This is a genomic window from Mammaliicoccus sp. A-M4 (assembly GCF_022386955.1).
In the GTDB taxonomy this organism is placed as follows: Bacteria; Bacillota; Bacilli; order Staphylococcales; family Staphylococcaceae; genus Mammaliicoccus; species Mammaliicoccus lentus.
Genome location: NZ_JAJNHH010000001.1, coordinates 82,462 through 98,974 on the forward strand (window position 1 = coordinate 82,462; position 16,513 = coordinate 98,974).

At 31.5% G+C, this 16,513-nt stretch carries 35 protein-coding genes; 4 read left to right on the forward strand and 31 right to left on the reverse strand.

Going from position 1 to position 16,513, the window contains the following annotated elements:
* Window positions 1–150: 150 nt before the first annotated feature.
* The 29 genes from LQ682_RS00400 to LQ682_RS00540 form a co-directional block, all read right to left on the reverse strand.
* Window positions 151–588 (reverse strand): hypothetical protein, encoded by a 438-nt coding sequence (locus tag LQ682_RS00400; RefSeq protein WP_239723676.1) that lies wholly within the window; start codon window positions 586–588, stop codon window positions 151–153.
* 22 nt (window positions 589–610) lie between these two features.
* Complete coding sequence (locus LQ682_RS00405) at window positions 611–1,108, reverse strand: Holliday junction resolvase RecU (RefSeq protein ID WP_239723677.1); 498 nt, start codon at window positions 1,106–1,108, stop codon at window positions 611–613.
* Window positions 1,109–1,125: 17 nt separating this feature from the next.
* Window positions 1,126–1,500: a hypothetical protein gene (locus LQ682_RS00410; protein ID WP_239723678.1), complete on the reverse strand. Its 375-nt coding sequence runs from the start codon at window positions 1,498–1,500 to the stop codon at window positions 1,126–1,128.
* A 39-nt stretch (window positions 1,501–1,539) separates the two neighbouring features.
* Window positions 1,540–1,722, reverse strand: coding sequence for a hypothetical protein (locus LQ682_RS00415; RefSeq protein ID WP_239723679.1), 183 nt, complete (start codon window positions 1,720–1,722; stop codon window positions 1,540–1,542).
* A gap of 70 nt (window positions 1,723–1,792) precedes the next feature.
* Window positions 1,793–1,960 (reverse strand): hypothetical protein, encoded by a 168-nt coding sequence (locus tag LQ682_RS00420; RefSeq protein WP_239723680.1) that lies wholly within the window; start codon window positions 1,958–1,960, stop codon window positions 1,793–1,795.
* A gap of 72 nt (window positions 1,961–2,032) precedes the next feature.
* Window positions 2,033–2,335: a MazG-like family protein gene (locus tag LQ682_RS00425; protein ID WP_239723681.1), complete on the reverse strand. Its 303-nt coding sequence runs from the start codon at window positions 2,333–2,335 to the stop codon at window positions 2,033–2,035.
* A complete protein-coding gene (locus tag LQ682_RS00430; protein WP_239723682.1) occupies window positions 2,336–2,566 on the reverse strand; it encodes a hypothetical protein in 231 nt (76 codons plus the stop codon). It abuts the gene before it with no gap.
* Between the two features lie 6 nt (window positions 2,567–2,572).
* Window positions 2,573–2,746, reverse strand: a complete 174-nt coding sequence (locus LQ682_RS00435; RefSeq protein ID WP_167739937.1) for a hypothetical protein — start codon at window positions 2,744–2,746, stop codon at window positions 2,573–2,575.
* Window positions 2,739–2,957: a hypothetical protein gene (locus LQ682_RS00440; RefSeq protein WP_239723683.1), complete on the reverse strand. Its 219-nt coding sequence runs from the start codon at window positions 2,955–2,957 to the stop codon at window positions 2,739–2,741. Before LQ682_RS00440 ends, LQ682_RS00435 begins: the two co-directional genes overlap by 8 nt.
* Window positions 2,950–3,333, reverse strand: a complete 384-nt coding sequence (locus LQ682_RS00445) for a hypothetical protein (RefSeq protein ID WP_239723684.1) — start codon at window positions 3,331–3,333, stop codon at window positions 2,950–2,952. The genes LQ682_RS00440 and LQ682_RS00445 overlap by 8 nt, the downstream gene beginning before the upstream one ends.
* The gene (locus tag LQ682_RS00450; RefSeq protein ID WP_239723685.1) at window positions 3,334–3,714 is read right to left on the reverse strand and encodes a hypothetical protein; all 381 of its coding nucleotides are present in this window, start codon (window positions 3,712–3,714) and stop codon (window positions 3,334–3,336) included.
* Window positions 3,714–3,890: a DUF3269 family protein gene (locus LQ682_RS00455; protein ID WP_239723686.1), complete on the reverse strand. Its 177-nt coding sequence runs from the start codon at window positions 3,888–3,890 to the stop codon at window positions 3,714–3,716. The genes LQ682_RS00450 and LQ682_RS00455 overlap by 1 nt, the downstream gene beginning before the upstream one ends.
* A complete protein-coding gene (locus tag LQ682_RS00460; RefSeq protein ID WP_239723687.1) occupies window positions 3,868–4,398 on the reverse strand; it encodes a DUF3310 domain-containing protein in 531 nt (176 codons plus the stop codon). Before LQ682_RS00460 ends, LQ682_RS00455 begins: the two co-directional genes overlap by 23 nt.
* The gene (locus LQ682_RS00465) at window positions 4,398–4,820 is read right to left on the reverse strand and encodes a hypothetical protein (protein ID WP_239723688.1); all 423 of its coding nucleotides are present in this window, start codon (window positions 4,818–4,820) and stop codon (window positions 4,398–4,400) included. The genes LQ682_RS00460 and LQ682_RS00465 overlap by 1 nt, the downstream gene beginning before the upstream one ends.
* Before the next feature lie 30 nt (window positions 4,821–4,850).
* A complete protein-coding gene (locus tag LQ682_RS00470) occupies window positions 4,851–5,069 on the reverse strand; it encodes a hypothetical protein (protein WP_239723689.1) in 219 nt (72 codons plus the stop codon).
* A gap of 2 nt (window positions 5,070–5,071) precedes the next feature.
* Window positions 5,072–5,404: an SA1788 family PVL leukocidin-associated protein gene (locus LQ682_RS00475; RefSeq protein ID WP_210124955.1), complete on the reverse strand. Its 333-nt coding sequence runs from the start codon at window positions 5,402–5,404 to the stop codon at window positions 5,072–5,074.
* Window positions 5,376–5,705, reverse strand: a complete 330-nt coding sequence (locus tag LQ682_RS00480) for a hypothetical protein (RefSeq protein WP_191835903.1) — start codon at window positions 5,703–5,705, stop codon at window positions 5,376–5,378. The genes LQ682_RS00475 and LQ682_RS00480 overlap by 29 nt, the downstream gene beginning before the upstream one ends.
* A gap of 38 nt (window positions 5,706–5,743) precedes the next feature.
* A complete protein-coding gene (gene ssb, locus LQ682_RS00485) occupies window positions 5,744–6,238 on the reverse strand; it encodes a single-stranded DNA-binding protein (protein WP_239723690.1) in 495 nt (164 codons plus the stop codon).
* The gene (locus LQ682_RS00490; RefSeq protein ID WP_210142899.1) at window positions 6,235–6,423 is read right to left on the reverse strand and encodes a hypothetical protein; all 189 of its coding nucleotides are present in this window, start codon (window positions 6,421–6,423) and stop codon (window positions 6,235–6,237) included. The genes ssb and LQ682_RS00490 overlap by 4 nt, the downstream gene beginning before the upstream one ends.
* Before the next feature lie 18 nt (window positions 6,424–6,441).
* Window positions 6,442–7,236, reverse strand: coding sequence for an ATP-binding protein (locus LQ682_RS00495; protein ID WP_239723691.1), 795 nt, complete (start codon window positions 7,234–7,236; stop codon window positions 6,442–6,444).
* 9 nt (window positions 7,237–7,245) lie between these two features.
* Complete coding sequence (locus LQ682_RS00500) at window positions 7,246–7,977, reverse strand: conserved phage C-terminal domain-containing protein (RefSeq protein ID WP_239723692.1); 732 nt, start codon at window positions 7,975–7,977, stop codon at window positions 7,246–7,248.
* Window positions 7,961–8,212 carry a helix-turn-helix domain-containing protein gene (locus tag LQ682_RS00505; RefSeq protein ID WP_239723693.1) on the reverse strand — a complete coding sequence of 84 codons (252 nt, stop codon included), beginning with the start codon at window positions 8,210–8,212 and terminating at the stop codon, window positions 7,961–7,963. Before LQ682_RS00505 ends, LQ682_RS00500 begins: the two co-directional genes overlap by 17 nt.
* Before the next feature lie 15 nt (window positions 8,213–8,227).
* Window positions 8,228–8,941: an MBL fold metallo-hydrolase gene (locus tag LQ682_RS00510; RefSeq protein ID WP_239723694.1), complete on the reverse strand. Its 714-nt coding sequence runs from the start codon at window positions 8,939–8,941 to the stop codon at window positions 8,228–8,230.
* On the reverse strand, window positions 8,931–9,710 hold the full coding sequence (bet, locus tag LQ682_RS00515) for a phage recombination protein Bet (protein WP_239723695.1): 780 nt from the start codon (window positions 9,708–9,710) through the stop codon (window positions 8,931–8,933). Before bet ends, LQ682_RS00510 begins: the two co-directional genes overlap by 11 nt.
* A gap of 22 nt (window positions 9,711–9,732) precedes the next feature.
* Complete coding sequence (locus LQ682_RS00520; protein ID WP_239723696.1) at window positions 9,733–11,709, reverse strand: hypothetical protein; 1,977 nt, start codon at window positions 11,707–11,709, stop codon at window positions 9,733–9,735.
* Window positions 11,710–11,782: 73 nt separating this feature from the next.
* Window positions 11,783–12,067 (reverse strand): hypothetical protein, encoded by a 285-nt coding sequence (locus LQ682_RS00525; RefSeq protein WP_204236995.1) that lies wholly within the window; start codon window positions 12,065–12,067, stop codon window positions 11,783–11,785.
* Window positions 12,068–12,080: 13 nt separating this feature from the next.
* Window positions 12,081–12,254: a hypothetical protein gene (locus LQ682_RS00530; RefSeq protein ID WP_185805782.1), complete on the reverse strand. Its 174-nt coding sequence runs from the start codon at window positions 12,252–12,254 to the stop codon at window positions 12,081–12,083.
* A gap of 10 nt (window positions 12,255–12,264) precedes the next feature.
* Window positions 12,265–12,768: a helix-turn-helix domain-containing protein gene (locus LQ682_RS00535; RefSeq protein ID WP_191835891.1), complete on the reverse strand. Its 504-nt coding sequence runs from the start codon at window positions 12,766–12,768 to the stop codon at window positions 12,265–12,267.
* A 194-nt stretch (window positions 12,769–12,962) separates the two neighbouring features.
* Window positions 12,963–13,652 carry a BRO family protein gene (locus LQ682_RS00540; protein WP_129407463.1) on the reverse strand — a complete coding sequence of 230 codons (690 nt, stop codon included), beginning with the start codon at window positions 13,650–13,652 and terminating at the stop codon, window positions 12,963–12,965.
* A gap of 77 nt (window positions 13,653–13,729) precedes the next feature.
* Here LQ682_RS00540 and LQ682_RS00545 point away from each other — a divergent pair, with 77 nt between their 5' ends.
* Window positions 13,730–14,233 carry a hypothetical protein gene (locus tag LQ682_RS00545; RefSeq protein ID WP_239723697.1) on the forward strand — a complete coding sequence of 168 codons (504 nt, stop codon included), beginning with the start codon at window positions 13,730–13,732 and terminating at the stop codon, window positions 14,231–14,233.
* Window positions 14,234–14,377: 144 nt separating this feature from the next.
* On the opposite strand, the gene LQ682_RS00550 is transcribed toward LQ682_RS00545, so the two are convergent.
* On the reverse strand, window positions 14,378–14,644 hold the full coding sequence (locus tag LQ682_RS00550) for a helix-turn-helix domain-containing protein (RefSeq protein ID WP_107610211.1): 267 nt from the start codon (window positions 14,642–14,644) through the stop codon (window positions 14,378–14,380).
* A 206-nt stretch (window positions 14,645–14,850) separates the two neighbouring features.
* Between LQ682_RS00550 and LQ682_RS00555 the strand changes: the two genes are divergently transcribed.
* A complete protein-coding gene (locus tag LQ682_RS00555; protein ID WP_167811883.1) occupies window positions 14,851–15,042 on the forward strand; it encodes a hypothetical protein in 192 nt (63 codons plus the stop codon).
* A 296-nt stretch (window positions 15,043–15,338) separates the two neighbouring features.
* Here the strand turns inward: LQ682_RS00555 and LQ682_RS00560 are convergent, their stop codons facing one another.
* Window positions 15,339–15,530 carry a helix-turn-helix transcriptional regulator gene (locus LQ682_RS00560; RefSeq protein ID WP_204187058.1) on the reverse strand — a complete coding sequence of 64 codons (192 nt, stop codon included), beginning with the start codon at window positions 15,528–15,530 and terminating at the stop codon, window positions 15,339–15,341.
* Window positions 15,531–15,696: 166 nt separating this feature from the next.
* On the opposite strand from LQ682_RS00560, the gene LQ682_RS00565 reads away from it, so the two are divergent.
* Both LQ682_RS00565 and LQ682_RS00570 read left to right on the forward strand, forming a co-directional pair.
* A complete protein-coding gene (locus LQ682_RS00565; protein ID WP_204255618.1) occupies window positions 15,697–16,068 on the forward strand; it encodes a helix-turn-helix domain-containing protein in 372 nt (123 codons plus the stop codon).
* A 206-nt stretch (window positions 16,069–16,274) separates the two neighbouring features.
* Window positions 16,275–16,478: a hypothetical protein gene (locus LQ682_RS00570; protein WP_204255617.1), complete on the forward strand. Its 204-nt coding sequence runs from the start codon at window positions 16,275–16,277 to the stop codon at window positions 16,476–16,478.
* Window positions 16,479–16,513 lie beyond the last annotated feature (35 nt).

Consider the following 16,513-nt stretch of genomic DNA (forward strand, 5'->3'; position numbering starts at 1 on the left):
TAGGCTAGGTGTAGGGCGACGTACAAACTTATCAGTTTGATTGATTTGAATTTGCCTAGCCGTCCTGCCTTCCATTTTAGGGTAAACCTCCTATTGTAATCAACTATCGTAACGAGTGACAAAGGCGGTAATTTTGGTAACTTTGGTAACTCAAGAATGTTTCATGATATCCTCGGCTATTTTGTTATAGATTTTATACTGTTGTTTCTTGCTGATTCCAGTAGTCTCATATATCTTCTTAAGTGACTTCCCGTCCATTCTCATTTCAAGTACAAGTTCTTCTGTTTCATCACTTATAAACTGTTTTGCCATTTGCACGGGATATAATTTCCTTTCTAACTTAACCATTAGATTATTTCTTTTTATCCTGCGATCAACCTCATATAAAAATGGTGTTGTATCCGTTATATTACCTTTTGGCAAACTTGCTTCTATACCATATTTAGAAGTATTAGCACCACCAATTACATCTTCATATTCTTTTGCATATAAAATTAAAGTATTAGCGTTGTTATAATAATTATGGATTAACTCCAAAGCTTTCTCTTTTGATTCTACTTTGTATAGATGTTTAGTCGAATAAGTCATGTGTTCAATTCCTCCGATTGGTTTAGTTTTCGATGTGGTCAACATCGGTTAAATAGTCAAAAATTACGCCATTACCACTCCTAACTAATTCAGCATTTCCTTCAAACCATTCGTACGGAATACTTTTACGTTCATGTTGTTTCTTAAAATCGTTAAACTGGTCAATGTCTAACTTGAAACATGTATCATTAAATCTAAATAGTACTAATAGAAAAGCTTCAGCACCCATTCGTTTAGTATCAGTCAAATACTTAACTTGATGATCACTCACATTTTTCAAGGGTAAATTCTTAATTTTAACTTCTTTCGTATCAAAGGCTATGTACTTACCTTTGTTGTTACATCCTACAAAATCAACGGTACTCTTTTCTTGATAGCGTGCTTTACCTGTCCTTGTGTTATAACTTATAGGCGTTGCTACTTTATCGATTATTGCTATATTCTTTTGTTTGTAAACGCGATTAATATTGCCTATTACTGTTTCAAACCACTTACCTCGATTAGCTTGTTTTCTATTCAATTGATCACTCCTTATCTCTAATTCAATAAAGCAATTATTGAAATAATAATACCTATCGCTGAGAAAACTAAAGGTAATATTACAGCACCTAATCTATATTTTTTATTTTTCAAGTAAGATATTCCTTTATCACCAATTACAAATTTATTTAGCGAAAAATCTTTGTCATAGATTTTGTAAGGATAATTTATTAGACGATTGAATATATATTTCTCGGACAACAAATATGTCAGTGTTTGGTTTACATGAATATCTGAACTATTTGGAAATAAATCTTTTATTTCGTCCATTGATACCATTGCTGTTTCGTTCTTTTTATCAGATGAATCTTCAAACTTCATTTCCTTTTCATACAAGTGTTTCAAGATAATTTCGGCATTTTTACTTAACATTTTAGAACCCCTTTTTTATTTTTAATTATACTATAACCCCTACTTTTCGACTTCCTTTAGTACATCAAATTTATCCCTTATTGAATCAATTTCACTAAATAAAACTTCGTCGTATTTTTTACCATATACTTTGCGTGATAAAGTGAAATATTCATTGATCAACCATTTAATCAATTCATCTTTACTTTTGATGTTATTCATTTGTTCTTGTACTGATGCCATATTTATCACTCCTTAACTGCATTTATTATTAGTGCAATGACTATTACTGCGAGTAGTATTATTCCAAATATCAATGTCTACCAACTCCACTAAACCATACTTCATTCTCTTTATACTTATCTGATTCGTAATCTATCGGTGGTTCAACTGTGTCATTCACGCTAGCGTACTTATACGAACGCTTGACGTATATGAATAATGCTAGTGTGCTTAGTAATAATGTAATTAATAGTTTCATTGTGTATCCTCCTTATTAAGTATTTGCTTAATGCGTTCTAGGATGTCTTGGTGACTTTCGCCACCCTTATCCTTATAAATCTTCGGTTTTGATGAACGATCCATCTTTACTCATAACTCCTGTTCTATCTTTAATCTCTCCATACGCTTGTTCTAAGCACTCATATAACGTCATACCGTTTTGTTGGGCTAATATAATTAATGTGACAATAACGTCCCCTATACCGTCTCTAAGTTCGTCTATATCATTCCTACAAAGTGCAGCTGCAACTTCTCCCATTTCTTCTGAAGATTTAGCGTATTGTGTAAAACTGTTACCTTTATCTAGTCCTTTATCAATTGACCATTGTTCTACTTGTTTGATTAAGTTGTTCATTTATTTGTCCTCCATATCGTCTAATTTTGCTTGAATAAAGTCCATGACATCTGAATCAGTTTTTAAAGGGTAATCTTTGAAAACTTCCACTATCTCGTTAAATGCTTTTGCTTTAGCGTAGACTTCTTTGAGTTCATCCCTTGCTCTAGTTTCTTCATCTGGGTCAAACCCTCTCCACGCTAATTTTTCATCGATTGTAATACTTATCCATTCCTCATACTCATACGCCATAGTCACTCACACTCTTTCCATTCTTTTATTCATATAAGGTAAGCTTTTATAGAAATCTCTAGCATGATGTTTGTAATAAAACCTTTTACCGTGTGACTTTCCTTTATCATCCATCCACAATACTGTCCATTGGTTCATGTCAAATGTATCGGTAATATCTTGAAATATTTCTCTAATCATGAGTATCAGCCTCCAGCATAACTTTGTTTACAAAATCAATTGATGATGCTTTTATTATTAAATCTTCTTTTGGTGTAAAAGATAAAAATAAATCAGACCTTATTTTTGTTTTTAAACAATCCCACATTATTTCTAAATCTTCTTGCGAAAAATCTTTATTTTTAAAAGTAAATAAACGCCCCTTAACTAAAACTTCTATTTCTTCAATCATCTGTTCCAGCCTCCAAATCATCTATGAAATGTACTAACGCAATATATCTACTGTTGCCTGGATTATTATTCGCTTTTAGTCTGATGTGTTCAGTGAGTCTGTTATATTTCTTGTTCAATTCTTCGTACATCGGGTAATATACCTTAACTGCATCCAAATACATTTCTATTGCTGCCTTTTCTTCCCTTAACTTCTCCACATCTTTGATAAGAGTGTCACGTTGTTTGGTCATGTCGTGTAATTGACCCTCTAACTTATAATTATCATTACATTCTTTATCTAGCTTATTGCTTAGTTCATCACGTTCTGCTTTGTATTGATCTCGTTCATTCTCTAACTTAGTTATATCTTCTCTCGTGTATTTTATTGTCGGCATCTACTCCACCAGCCCTTTCTCTTTAGTCCAGATAAGAGTTATTGTTTTATCTTCGTTCATGATGTAGAAAGCTTCTGAATCAATATCTTTTTGTTCATTTATTGATGAGCCACTACACTGAAAGAAATGTGGACCATAACCATCGTTACCAAATTCAACCAACCCCTTTATTTCTGCATCTTCTGTGATAGGTTCTTCAATCTCTACTGTGAAAGTATCTTCTTCGCTAAAGGCATAGCCAATAACTGCTTTTCCATCAAATGAGAAGTTTACTGAAAGTCCATTCTTAGAATTATAAACAGCGTTTTTTATATTATTTTTAAATCCCCACTCAATTAACTGTGGTAAATTCATTTCTTTCTTTATTTTTATCGTTGGCATTAAATCACATCCCATATATCAAGTTGTAGTCCTAATTCTTCTTCTAACTTCAAATCATGTGCTGCTTTAAACTGATTCAACTGACTATCAGTTAGCTTATGTTCTTGATTCACAAACGCTGTGTGCGGCATACCTAGTAAAGTATTTTTAATCTCACCAGGTATCACTGTAAACATCTTTTTGCCTTCTGAATTGTATAGATCGTATTTGTTGAGTAAGCTCATTCTCCAACACCTCTTTATATCGTTGTGCGTAATCAATAATTTTATCTAATTCTTTAACCATGTCATCTTTACGTCCTAAACGTGTCGGATATTTGATAAGGTTGAACTTCATAGCGCCTTTAAATTCTTCGTCAGTGAAATGTTGTCTACAAAACTCAATCACGTCTATATCAGCTTTATAATGAGTTGGCACATCGTTATACATTTCGTTAATACGCTGAATAACTGGTTCCTCTGTATCTTCTTCGTCTGTCGCTAGGGTGTAGTAGTCATCTTTATTTGGACCGAAGTCCTCATCATGTGGCAAATACACATCTTCACCTTCAAGTGTTCTATTAGTACAATTAACTAATTCTGCTGTTTCATAGTATGAATCAAAACCAGATAGAGTTGCGTAAAAATCTGCTTTTATACCATCTAACCTCGTCACATGCACTCTATCGCCTGCTTTGAATTTCATTAGCATATACCTTCTTTCTTCATTCTTTGTGCAAACGCTGGATTACTTTCGATATACTTTAATTGTCTTGGATTGAGCGGTAGTTTATTTTCAATAAATCGAATGATATCTTTTTCAGTTTCATTCATTTTTTCTACTGAATTCATTGGCGTTGCACCATAACTTAACCTTTCTGTAGTTAAAGCTTTATCCAATGACCAACCTCTTTTCGCTCTTCCAGTGAAAGTAGATATATTCACTTTGGCTTTCTCTTCGTATAGTCGATAAAAATAAGTTGGACTTGTTTCAAATGTAGTTTTATATTGATCATTAATCATCTTGTAGATAACATTCTCACTAGGTGTTCTTTTCTTGTTATTTAAATATCTGTAAATTTCAAACAACATTGCCAGACTTCCTTTTCCATTTAACTTTTTCACCATCTATATCACCTTCTAAAATTAATAGCATGACTAAATATCAAATATGCTTAGTTGTTTTTTAACTACTTTTTCACGTTCAATTTTGTAATTCTTATTAATAAATCCTTTAAAAGCTAGTAGATGACCATTAACATCAGCTACTCTAAAAATGTCTACTACATCAACATTTACTCTCCACTCGGTAATAGTGCCTACACCATTTTTACCAACTTCAAAGCAAGATTTTTCATCACTAATTTTATTGATCATATTTACCAACTCCCACAACAGTCATTGAATAATTGTTTAGCGTAATCTCCGAATTCTGTTTTCTGAGGATATTTTTCTAACCATGGTTTCGGTTTTGAATAATCTTTTTTAGGTTTTCTCTTACGTCCATCTAACTCTTCGAACTTCATATATGCTTCGGCATCACATTTCGGTACACCTTGAGGAACACTTACAGCTAAATTCAACGTCCAACCTGCTCTTATACGCATTCTTATAAAAGTTTTATCAAAGTTGTTTTCTTCAGCCATTCTTACTTGTTGTGGCGTTAAAATGTATTCATTGCCATCAGCTGTTATTTTTTCTTTTTGTAACATTTTTTACACTCTCCATTTGGTCATTTAGTTTGTTTAAGCTTTTTCTGTTTGAAACCAATCTTTGTTTTTCAACTGACATCGTTACTCTAATTTCATTTTCAGTGGTCATGCCGATGTATAAAATAAAGCCATATACATCGTTTTTTCTTAAAAACCACTGCAAAGCATCTGTATCGTTTATATAGTGTCCAGATTGTTTAATACTTGCTATAAACGTCTGAAATTGGTCAATTAACGGACGTTTTAACTTATAGTTTTGTTTAACTGCATCTGATAACCTAAAAATTGGTTTTGTTGTCATATTTCGCACCTCGTCGAATAAAGGATATGTTCTAAAATTTAGTCAAAAGGTAAATCGTCATCATTAAAACCACTGCCATTGTTGAATGGATTATTTTGTTGGTCGTATTTCGCTTTATTTTGCCTTTGTTGGACGTTTTGGTTATTTTGGGTATAGTTGTTCCCCTTTTGATAACTCGTTCCATTTTGATATGAATTTGAGCCGTTTTGACTACCTTTAGGCTCTAGGAATTGAACGTTATCGCAAACAACTTCAGTGACGAATACTTTTTGTCCTTCTTTGTTTTCATAACTTCTACTTTGTAGCCTTCCATCAACGCCTGCTAATTTCCCTTTAGATAAATATTGGTTTACATTCTCTGCTGTTTTTCTAAATACAACACAATTGATGTAATCTGCTTCACGTTCTCCTTGTTGATTAGTAAAAGTACGATTTACTGCTAATGTAAATGTTGCTACTTGAACGCCACTCGGTGTAGTTCGGTATTCTGGATCACGTACTAATCGCCCTACTAATACTGTTCTATTGATCATATTGTTGCTACCTCCATTGGTTTATTAATTATGATTGCTGGTGTTGTTCTTTGCTTGTGTTCTTGTATGGCTAATTCTCGTTGTATTTTTTCTTGATTATCGCCATACCATTTGAAAAATAATCTTGCCCTTTGCTCACTACAATTTAATCGTTCCATAATGTCTTCAACTGTTATTGGAATCATTTAATTTCCTCCTGTTAATTACTTTAGACTTCTAAATCCTTTCATTCGGTAATCGTCGCCCTCCAAAGTAATGCCAGTGGTGTTAGACATTAACCGACTAAATAATCTTTGTTGGTCTTTTGTTTTCGTTAGTTCTTTGACTGATAGATTAGTTGTTATGATGTTGTGCTTGCCAACTCTACTTTCAGCAATTTGAAATAGCTTTGACATGCCATAGTCTGTAACATTCATACCGAAGTCATCGAAAACCATTAAATCAACTTGTCCTATTGCTCTTTCTAAATCCGTTTCTGAATACTCGCTATCTTTATCAAAGGTAGATCTGAACTTCGAAATCAATTCAGTTAAATTAATAAAGAGTACTGAATAATTTTTATTTTTCACTTCTTTTAAAATCGACATTGCTAAGTGTGATTTTCCTAATCCAAATGAGCCTTGTAATAAAAGCGACTGCTTATTATCTTTATCAAATGAGTTGGCATATCTTTCGCAGATTACTTTTGCCTTTTCTTGGTTTTGATTTTCTGGAATGTAAGTTTCGAAAGTAGCGTTTTTAGTTTCTTCATTCTCACTTGAAAAACTTAGAATTCTATTTATTTCTTTCTGTTTTTGACGTTGCTTGAATTTACGTGTTAACTCTTTACCGTGTTCAATCATGTCGCAGTCACAACCTAGTCTGTAGGTATAACCATTTTTAAATTGATATTCCTCATAATCTCGACCACATTTCTCACACTTGCCTTTTTCTAATAACTTAGGCTGCATTTTTTGTTCTAACTTATTCGCTAACTTTGGATTGAATAGACCATTCATTTAATCACCTCAACTATTCATATATTTAAGATACGGATTATCTTCATCAGCTATTTCCTTTGATATTTCATTTCGATAAGTGTCGAACTTATTTCCAAATAGCGTTGTCGGTCTTAGATACTCAGACATTTTAGGATCATTAATCCATTGTTCTACTTTTACGTTAATAACATGTTTGAAGTCTTCTTCTGTAAAACCTTCGTTTATTCTTGCTTTGATTAATTTTTGCGTATTCTTTGACGTATGTTTATATTGTTTTCCAGTCTTACTATTCAAATATTGAATTATAGATTTATAGGGTGCTGGTGTCGGGTTACCCGACAATATATCTATTCTTCTTGTAGTATTTAATCTTGTAGTATTATTACTTGTATTATTCTCTACGTGATTTGGCAATATACCCTTACCGTGTGAATTCGAGATACCCCTATCTTGATTTGTCACTATACCTCTATTGATTTGCGACAATGGGTATATTCTTCTTTTTATTATTTGTTTATCTTTATATTCAATTTCTACATCAATGAATCCATTTGTTTTTAACTTGTTTATTCTTCTAGATATCGTATCTTTATTTACGTTGTAAAGTTCTGCAAAATACTTGTTAGAAGCACTACAGAATCCATTTTTGTTACTTAAAGCTGTTATTTCAGAAAACAGAACTTTCTCACTATCATTTATATATGTGCTATATCTAACATCAGCAGTTAATATTGAGTAATAACTAGGTTGTTCTTTCATGATTTTGCTCCTTTCCAGCGTATAAATCTTGCTTCGTCAGTAAATCCATCACTTCTATTCCAAGTGCATTTGCAATGTTTTCAACTGTTTTTAATTTCAGTCCATAATTATCATTATTCAATATCGAAGTTATAGTATTTCTACTAACACCGATTTTGTTCGCAAGATATCCAACTCCAATTTTTTGCTTATCCATTTGATGTTTCAAATTTATTACAAATATTTTTTGCAACATTTTGATTCTCCTTTCTTAAAGTACATATACTGGTCTTCCAGTAACTTTCTGAATAGATTTCTTAAACAATACTTCGTCTGAGTTAGTATCAGATAAATGAATTAAATATGTTTCTTTCAATCTCGATAAATCACAATCATTTAGAAAATCAATTACATTCTCTAAACTGAAATGACTTTTTCTAATTCGCTTTTTCAAAGATGAATTTAGTACGCCGTTTTCTACATTTCGATTTAATATTTCGATACTGTTATTACACTCAATAAGCATGTGTGTAAGTCCTGTAAACGTGTATTTGATGTAATAGGTATCAGTCGCAAACAGTAGCTTGTCGCCACTGTCTGACTGAATGAGATAACCTAATGGCTGACCTGTGTCATGCTGTACATCAAAGGGTAATATTGTTAACGTGCCAATCTTGAAATGTTCTAAAGGCTGAATACCTTTCAATCTAAAATTGTCATACTTTCTATCTATTGCTATCAGTTCGTCTTTTTCGATTTCACCAATATAACAATTGATACCGTAGTTCAATAATTCTTTTAATCCTTTGATATGATCATTATGTCTGTGACTGATTAAACATGCTGAAATGGTTTTTAGTTGGTAATTTAAAGCATGTTGTATCTTTTTGAAGTTAAACCCACATTCAAGTAATACTTCAGTTTCACCGTCTGTAATGTGGTAGCAGTTCCCATTGGAACCACTACCTATACAATTAATTTTCATTACCAAATAGTCCTTCATCGAATATTGATTGATTAGCTTGTTTCGGTTCTTTAACTTCTTCAAACTGTGCAGGCTCAACTTCTACTTTTTCTTGTTGTTTTGGTGTTTCAACTTTTTGAGGTTCTTCTTTCGGAATATCAATTGCTGTTTTATTGGCATTTTGCTTAATTTCTTGCTGAACATCGTCATTTACATTGATTGGTTGAATACTTTCTTCTTCGGTATACATAGCACCTAGATTTTCTGGAAAAGCTTCACGTAGTGCGTTCACGATTGCTGTTTTTCTAATCATTGTTAATGGCATTTGTTTCCATGTAGATTGCTTTTTGTCGTATTCTTCAAGTGATACTTTAGCTACGATTGGCATTTCTCTATCTTCTCGATAAACCTTTGCCCAGCCACCTATTAAAACATCGTTTTTAAGCTTTACAGCACCTTCGATTTCGTGTAACTCGTTGTTGCGTTCTACAATGATTCCTGCTGCAATACCTTTGTATTTAGCGTTAGACTCTGCGCGTTTCATAAATGCCTCTTTACCAACAATTATTTGAGCATCTCCACCAAACTTAACGATGTACGCCTCATTTAAGAATGGGTTCAATTTTTGATACTTACAAAGTGATAAGAACATCATAATTTCTTGATCATTAACTTCTTTGTTACCTCTTACTAAATATTTTTTGATGATTGAAGGTGATAACTTAACTGTTTCACCGTTAACCTCATATGTTGTACTTGATTTCTCTACTATTTGATTTTGATTTGTCATTTTAATTCCTCCATTATTTTTATTAAATTACTTCTACAGTTAAGGCTTTGTCCTTTTTACTTACTTCTAATTGAATTTGTTGAGATGTTGTTTTATGAACGTCTGTAACAGATTCTGCATTGTCAATCATGATTGGTGCATAGAAATTATAGTGCTTAGATAAAGCATTTATGATGTCTAAACCGACATTTATTCTTGCTGCGTTATTTAATCCACTATCAAATGGAACGCCGTTATGTGTTGCGATACAAACATCTTGAACACCTTGATTAATCTGCACATCAAACAATTTAAATTTAGTGATTTCAAATTTGTCATTGATTGAGCCTTCCATCAGATTTACTTTTTGTTTCGTAAATTCTTCTGTTAAGAATGTCGCATGTTCTAATTCGTTATATTCTTGTGCTAATTGTTCTTGTTTAGTTTCAAGTTCTTTAATTCGATCTACAGCGCGTTGACTAACTTGGATATCATCTAACTTTTGTTTAATCTCTTGTTGCTGATTAATTAATGGTTCTTTTTTGCTCTTAACAATGTTTTGAACGTCTTCACTCATACTTTGAATAGATTGTCCCTTTTTCTCTTTTAGGGCTTTAATTTCGCTATCTAATTGCTTGTATTCGTCTGTATCTTTCACATCTGTATTATTGCTTTCGATTTTTTTGATACTTTCTTTGATTTCTTCTACATTCTTTGTTTCTTTATCAATTTCTTCTTTCAGTTCTTCCATAGTTGATTCAATTTCATCGTTTTGTTCTGATAGTTGTTTCACTTTATTTCTAATTTCAATACCGTCTGATTGTATTTTCTCTAATCTTTCAGACTTATCAGCGTTGTAATCCTCTTTCATTTTCTGTATTGCTTCTTGTTGCATATGTTCTGGTATATCTTGACCACAGCAATCACATACAGTTGCTGTAGTAAACTCTTTCTGTTCATTTACTAATTCTTTATGTTTAATACCTAATGCTTTGAATTTTTCGTTTTGTTCTTCAATTACACTTTCATTTTTTTGCAGTTCAGCTGTTAAATTGCTTAAATCTCTACGTTTCGTTGCAATGGCTCTTTGTAGTTCAGAATCTTGGTTGATCATTGACGATAAATCTCGTTTGCTACCATGATTGTGATTATCTTTTAAATACTGGATATCGAGTTCTTTTGATTTGATTTCTTTCTCAATCTTTTCGATTTCCAAACCGTTCTCTACATCTTTAATTTCAATGTCTATTTGCTTAATTTGATTATTAATTTCGTTTAACTCTTCTTCTAAAGCTTGTTTGTTATATTTTCGAACGTCTGGCATGTTGTGATTGATTTCATCTACACGTACTGGAATAGCCTTTAAATCTTCATTGATAGATTTCTTATTTCGACTTATTCGCATCTTAAAATCTTCTAATGATCCGTCACCTAATAATTTTTTAAGTTCTTTCAACTTACTATCTGAATTAATTACATCTTCGTCCGTCACTTCATCAACTAAACTCATTAATATCTTTTTACGTTCATCTTGTTTTAAACTGTTAAACCAAAACGGGTTAGTTGTTAATTTGAAGATTTGTTCATCACTGATAATTGAATTTATAAATTCATTAAAGTCTTTTAATTTTTTAGGTGTTAATTCTTCTTCTGAGAAACCTAATTCATATACCGTTTCGTGTCCTGTGAAAGTTGATTTCGCTTGTCCTCGTTTTCTTGTCCATTTCTCTGAATACGTTTTTTTAATATGTTGTTCTTTACCGTCAATGTTCAACACTGCATAAACGCTATGCTTTAAATTGTTTATTTCTTCTCCTGCACTATCTAATGTTTTGATTGAGAATTTAGTAGCACCTTTACTATCTTTGTTGAAAAGTAACCAATAAAAAGCATCTGCAATCGTTGTTTTACCTGTGTTATTTTCTCCTTTAACAACAATATCTTTACCTTCGGCGTTTAATTCAAAATGTTTAGCGCCTTTAAAGTTATCTAGCACTAACTTAATAAGCTTGATTTCCATATCCATATCCTCCTGTGGTATAATATTTACAAATCTTATTTCTTATTTGGACACCTTGGTCGAGGTGTCTTTTTTAGTCGAATAAATCATGGTTCCATTGTCTACTGGTCAAATAGTTAAATAATCTTTCGTTTTCGGTCGTATTTTCTAATAAATAATCGTTTAACATTGCTTCAATGTTTTCTTTCTGTGTTTCGTAATCATCAGCTGAAGAAAAACAAGCTGATACTACTGTTCTTTCTGTACGATTACATTTGATTTTCATATCAATATAGTCAGCGTAATAAATCACTTCTTTTTCAAACCAAAATCCCTGTAACGAAAAATTTGAATTCCTTTGTTCTCCTACTTCTAACATTTAGATCCCTCCTTTAAATTTCATCATTTTTTAAGCTATTGAATACATGGTCGAACATTTCGAAAAACAATACTGTTACAAGCCAAAACATTAAGGAATGTTCAATAGGTGTAACTGAAAAACTTGCTATGATAAAGAACTCAATTACAATAATTAAAGTAAGTAATGGATATTTTAAAATGTTCATATAATACCTCCTATATTCTGCGTTCCATTTTTAACTTCTGTTCGTGCGCTTTTACTAAATCTCTAATATTTTTATTAATGTGTTCGCATGTCTTATTGATAAATACAGTTCCGTGGAACAATACATCTTCACATTCGGACATTGTCTTAACGATTTCTTCTTTTTCATCTCTAGTCATATATTCTGGTCTTTTTAAGAAATTACATTCTTCTAAGGCATAAATTGCTTCTTTCATTTCTTTTATAAGTTGATATTTAACTAAACCAGGGTGATCATAATAATATTCGTCACTGTGCGCAGGAGTTGAGAAACCATCTGAAAACTCATTTAATGTATCAGTTACAAAAACCCCGTCATTACTATTTGTTGCTAGCGCTTTATAAGTATCTGCAGATATATTTCTTTGACCGTTAATCATCATTGACATGTTGCTCTTTGTTGTTAATGCCATATCTGCCAATCTCTGTTGTGTCATTCCTGTTCTGTCTATTTGCCTTTTGATTACATGTGCCATATTGTTCTCCTTCTTTCTATAATCCTTATTGATTAATGCGTGTGTTTGGTTAACTGTTCCGTCTTTAAAGTTCACATCATGTGATGTATTATTTAGTTATCATCATTTGGTCGAATAAATGATGTGTTCTAAAATCTCAATTTGGTCATTGAGTGTAACTGGACTAGGTTTGGTCACCTGGTTCAGTTATTTTTTTATGCTTCTTTAAGGTTAAGTTCTAGTTGATACACTGTTTCGAATGAGGGTTGCCATTGTTCAACGAACTTTACTGCTTCTTCATAACGTCCTCTTGGAATACTGTTATATGTTGGTACTTGGAAGATTTTTTTAATACTTCTATAGATTTCTGCAAACAATTTCTTAGATGTTTCTTTGTAGTATCCATTGAATTTATTCCTAACGATCTCTGCTACTTTACGAGCAACTAATTGTTGAATATGTTTTGCTTGTCCGTGCATAATTGGATAACTTTCTTCTATAGCTGTTACTCTTTCATCTAATTCGGTATTACCTTGTGCAATCAGTTGAATTTGTTCTGATGTTGTTAAAGGTTTAACTTGATATGAACCAGTCTTTCTTAATGTTGGTAATACCTCTGATGTAACCCAGCGTTTAAAACGTTTAGCTGAATCTAACTTTGATGAAAAGATTAAACTGTATAAACCTGATTCATTGATGATTATCATATTCCTACTTTGACCTGATGCACTGAAACGGTGCGTTAGCTTATCTTCTTCATCTACGTGATTTCTAATAGCATTATCTGCCCTGGAATACCCCAATACCTCAGCCACATCTTTTCCTACAAAATGTGGTTCATCATTTACTGTTAAAGTTCTTACTGGCAATTCTTCAAAATTAAAAGTTTGTAATTCTCTTGTCATTTTAATGACCTCCTTAATTTGTTATAGATTTATTATTTCAATTTGGTACAATTAATTTAATTTATTATGAAAGTGTGGTGAAAGTTATTATAAAACTCATTGAGCCAGAATTGATTAAAACATTTTTTGCAACAGGTGGCTTTATTCTTTCTGTAATTAACTTTTGGTTTTTATTTTGGAAACAAAGAACAAATTTCGATGTAAAAATTAATGAAATTGTTGATTCTCGTGTAGAATTTTATATTGAGTTTATATTTATAAATAAATCCAATAAACCATTCTCAATTACTGGTATTGAAACAACATCTAATAATGAAAAATTCGAAGTCGTTTATCATGTTGAAAATATTATGAGTAGAAAATATTTTGATGATAATCATAAGACACACGGGTTACCGATAAATTTATCAGCTTATCAAACCCAAAAATGTTATCTACAATTTATGAAAAACGAAAACGACAAAACTTTCGATTATAAATCTTTGAAATTCAAAATAGCAACTAGTAGAAAAACAAAGAAATTTGAAATTTCTATAGGAAAAGATTTGCTAGTAGAGCTATCAGATTTATACACAAAGTAAAGATAGTAAATATCATTAAAAACTTGTCTTCATCCATAATTTATTCCTCCTAATTTTTACTAGATACACTTCTAACCTCCTCCACCAAGTTGATGATTAGAAGTGTTATTTTGATTAGATTTAATTTGCTCATGTACAGACCTCCTATAACCATTTTTTATGTTTCTTCTTTAAAAATTCTTCTAGTTTTTGAATATTGATTAGTGTTAATCCAGGTGTTAAATCAAGATACATTCCCTCGATACCTAAATTGTCTTGTTCATATGATTTCAACCAGTTGTATACTGTTGTTCTACCTACTCCAAATGCTTTTCCTACTGGACCAGGTTTAGCATAAATAGGATTAAACACTACTTGTTCTGAATCTACGATTACATTTTTTTCATTAGGCAATATCTTTAAATTAGACATAGTTTAGTTCCTCCTTTTCTTTTGTTGACGTCCTATCACAACGTTTAGTCTTGGCAATGACTATTAGATGTATTTAAGTGTGGCTCATATCGTCGCTCACTCTCGCTCTTAAACGCTCTAGTAGGACGTCAACATGTTCGTTTTAAGTTCTGTCTTACTTATTTACTTTCAAATTTGTAATATTAAATTTGAAGGGTGGTGATACTTTGGATATCGATAAATTTATTGAAGATAATTGGCAAGATCATAATTCTGATTTAGAAAAATTGTTTAATAAATTTTCTAAATTAAGACCATTAAACAAAACCGAAAAATATTTAATGGAAGAAGCTATGAAAACCAATTCAAAAATTCAATTATCATTAATTTCAAAATTCTTAGATGAACGTTCAAAATGATTAGTCGTTTTAAAATATAGTTCAAAAGCATTTTCGCAATCTTTGAATTCTAACCACCAATGTTTCAAAAATTGATACGTATAAGTTATAAGCACTATATTTAAAGTTATTAGATGTAGTGCTTTAAACTTCTTAGTACTAATTTCGTATTGATAGTGATTCCACAATTTAAATCTTTTCATTGTATCCTCGCTTTCTGTGAACTGACTGGTCTATCATGTTCACGTATTTTTTCGTATTATTTAGTTAGTCGAATAAATCAAGTGTTCTGAAAAAAACAACTTTAAGTTGTTTCATTATTTAAAAAAAATAGTCCATTCAATATTTAGTATTGAACCTATTTCTTTAGCAATAGCAACAGAAGGTTGTCTTTTTTTATTCTCTAACATGTTGTAGTACTGAATAGTGACACCTATTTTTTTAGCCATATCATCTTGGGTAAGGTTTAATTCTTTTCTGGCGTCTTTTATTGAAGATAAAGTAATCATGTGATCACCCCTTTCTTTTTACAACTTTAAGTTGTTATAAATAATATAATACAACTTTTTGTTTAAGTCAACCGATAAATACAACTTTTTGTTGTTTGTTAAAATTAAACTTATAGTTTATATTTGTTACATAAGTAATAATCCCATTTAAATAGGAGTTGTAACTATGCCTAATAAGGATTTAGCTACTAAATTAAGGTATTTTAGAAAAGCTAAAAAGTTAACGCAAAAAGATGTTGCTGATCACTTAAATATAACTCCACAAGCATATCAGCGATACGAGTCTCAAACTAATACGAATGAACCTAATTTGGAGAACTTAAAAAAACTAAGTGTTTTATTTGATATAAATTTAGGTGAATTAATAAATGAAAAAGAAAATACCAACTCTATTGAAGATACTGAAGTTTTGATGTTTTCAGACAAAGAAGGTTGGGACGAACTATCCGATGACCGTAAAAAAGAAATTATGCGAGAATTATCAGATTTAGCCGACTTCTATATTGAGAAAGACAAGAAGTCTAAAGGCGATCAATAGAAAAGAGTATGAACTAACAACCTGTTAGTTTATATTTTTTAACCAAATTTTAGATTGTACTAAATTAGTGGACTATGGTTTATAATTTGTTTTTAACAAAAGAGTGCTAAATAAAAATATTTATAATTATTATGGGATAAACACATATGCTGAACTTTATGGAAACATAAAGAAGCCACCGATAAAAAACGGTGGCGATAACATAATTGAGTAACGGAACGACTACCAACCTTTCAACAATTGTAAGCAAGTCAATTGCTTCGGGTTCTTATAAAACAGTTAAATCACAGCGAGAAGGGACTGGTTCAACTATAGTGAAATCAACTTCAATTGGAGATATGCTCTCTCGTGTGACAGATACTAAATCAAGTCTTGGCAGTTTCGCTACAAACACGCTTACAGGTAATTAATTGCCCTACTGTATAGTAATATATAGTATGCATCG

What these genes read in the sequence shown, in the direction of transcription:
- LQ682_RS00510 (WP_239723694.1), bottom strand. Translation starts at nt 8,941, where the DNA reads ATGAAAATTAATTGTATAGGTAGTGGTTCCAATGGGAACTGCTACCAC.
- LQ682_RS00415 (WP_239723679.1), bottom strand. Translation starts at nt 1,722, where the DNA reads ATGGCATCAGTACAAGAACAAATGAATAACATCAAAAGTAAAGATGAA.
- LQ682_RS00450 (WP_239723685.1), bottom strand. Translation starts at nt 3,714, where the DNA reads ATGCCAACGATAAAAATAAAGAAAGAAATGAATTTACCACAGTTAATT.
- LQ682_RS00430 (WP_239723682.1), bottom strand. Translation starts at nt 2,566, where the DNA reads ATGGCGTATGAGTATGAGGAATGGATAAGTATTACAATCGATGAAAAA.
- LQ682_RS00475 (WP_210124955.1), bottom strand. Translation starts at nt 5,404, where the DNA reads ATGTTACAAAAAGAAAAAATAACAGCTGATGGCAATGAATACATTTTA.
- LQ682_RS00435 (WP_167739937.1), bottom strand. Translation starts at nt 2,746, where the DNA reads ATGATTAGAGAAATATTTCAAGATATTACCGATACATTTGACATGAAC.
- LQ682_RS00480 (WP_191835903.1), bottom strand. Translation starts at nt 5,705, where the DNA reads ATGACAACAAAACCAATTTTTAGGTTATCAGATGCAGTTAAACAAAAC.
- LQ682_RS00560 (WP_204187058.1), bottom strand. Translation starts at nt 15,530, where the DNA reads ATGATTACTTTATCTTCAATAAAAGACGCCAGAAAAGAATTAAACCTT.
- LQ682_RS00520 (WP_239723696.1), bottom strand. Translation starts at nt 11,709, where the DNA reads ATGGAAATCAAGCTTATTAAGTTAGTGCTAGATAACTTTAAAGGCGCT.
- LQ682_RS00535 (WP_191835891.1), bottom strand. Translation starts at nt 12,768, where the DNA reads ATGGCACATGTAATCAAAAGGCAAATAGACAGAACAGGAATGACACAA.
- LQ682_RS00440 (WP_239723683.1), bottom strand. Translation starts at nt 2,957, where the DNA reads ATGATTGAAGAAATAGAAGTTTTAGTTAAGGGGCGTTTATTTACTTTT.
- LQ682_RS00400 (WP_239723676.1), bottom strand. Translation starts at nt 588, where the DNA reads ATGACTTATTCGACTAAACATCTATACAAAGTAGAATCAAAAGAGAAA.
- LQ682_RS00455 (WP_239723686.1), bottom strand. Translation starts at nt 3,890, where the DNA reads ATGTTTACAGTGATACCTGGTGAGATTAAAAATACTTTACTAGGTATG.
- LQ682_RS00420 (WP_239723680.1), bottom strand. Translation starts at nt 1,960, where the DNA reads ATGAAACTATTAATTACATTATTACTAAGCACACTAGCATTATTCATA.
- LQ682_RS00495 (WP_239723691.1), bottom strand. Translation starts at nt 7,236, where the DNA reads ATGAATGGTCTATTCAATCCAAAGTTAGCGAATAAGTTAGAACAAAAA.
- ssb (WP_239723690.1), bottom strand. Translation starts at nt 6,238, where the DNA reads ATGATCAATAGAACAGTATTAGTAGGGCGATTAGTACGTGATCCAGAA.
- LQ682_RS00530 (WP_185805782.1), bottom strand. Translation starts at nt 12,254, where the DNA reads ATGAACATTTTAAAATATCCATTACTTACTTTAATTATTGTAATTGAG.
- LQ682_RS00505 (WP_239723693.1), bottom strand. Translation starts at nt 8,212, where the DNA reads ATGTTGCAAAAAATATTTGTAATAAATTTGAAACATCAAATGGATAAG.
- LQ682_RS00490 (WP_210142899.1), bottom strand. Translation starts at nt 6,423, where the DNA reads ATGATTCCAATAACAGTTGAAGACATTATGGAACGATTAAATTGTAGT.
- LQ682_RS00470 (WP_239723689.1), bottom strand. Translation starts at nt 5,069, where the DNA reads ATGATCAATAAAATTAGTGATGAAAAATCTTGCTTTGAAGTTGGTAAA.
- LQ682_RS00465 (WP_239723688.1), bottom strand. Translation starts at nt 4,820, where the DNA reads ATGGTGAAAAAGTTAAATGGAAAAGGAAGTCTGGCAATGTTGTTTGAA.
- bet (WP_239723695.1), bottom strand. Translation starts at nt 9,710, where the DNA reads ATGACAAATCAAAATCAAATAGTAGAGAAATCAAGTACAACATATGAG.
- LQ682_RS00565 (WP_204255618.1), top strand. Translation starts at nt 15,697, where the DNA reads ATGCCTAATAAGGATTTAGCTACTAAATTAAGGTATTTTAGAAAAGCT.
- LQ682_RS00445 (WP_239723684.1), bottom strand. Translation starts at nt 3,333, where the DNA reads ATGCCGACAATAAAATACACGAGAGAAGATATAACTAAGTTAGAGAAT.
- LQ682_RS00425 (WP_239723681.1), bottom strand. Translation starts at nt 2,335, where the DNA reads ATGAACAACTTAATCAAACAAGTAGAACAATGGTCAATTGATAAAGGA.
- LQ682_RS00540 (WP_129407463.1), bottom strand. Translation starts at nt 13,652, where the DNA reads ATGACAAGAGAATTACAAACTTTTAATTTTGAAGAATTGCCAGTAAGA.
- LQ682_RS00500 (WP_239723692.1), bottom strand. Translation starts at nt 7,977, where the DNA reads ATGAAAGAACAACCTAGTTATTACTCAATATTAACTGCTGATGTTAGA.
- LQ682_RS00460 (WP_239723687.1), bottom strand. Translation starts at nt 4,398, where the DNA reads ATGAAATTCAAAGCAGGCGATAGAGTGCATGTGACGAGGTTAGATGGT.
- LQ682_RS00410 (WP_239723678.1), bottom strand. Translation starts at nt 1,500, where the DNA reads ATGTTAAGTAAAAATGCCGAAATTATCTTGAAACACTTGTATGAAAAG.
- LQ682_RS00525 (WP_204236995.1), bottom strand. Translation starts at nt 12,067, where the DNA reads ATGTTAGAAGTAGGAGAACAAAGGAATTCAAATTTTTCGTTACAGGGA.
- LQ682_RS00550 (WP_107610211.1), bottom strand. Translation starts at nt 14,644, where the DNA reads ATGTCTAATTTAAAGATATTGCCTAATGAAAAAAATGTAATCGTAGAT.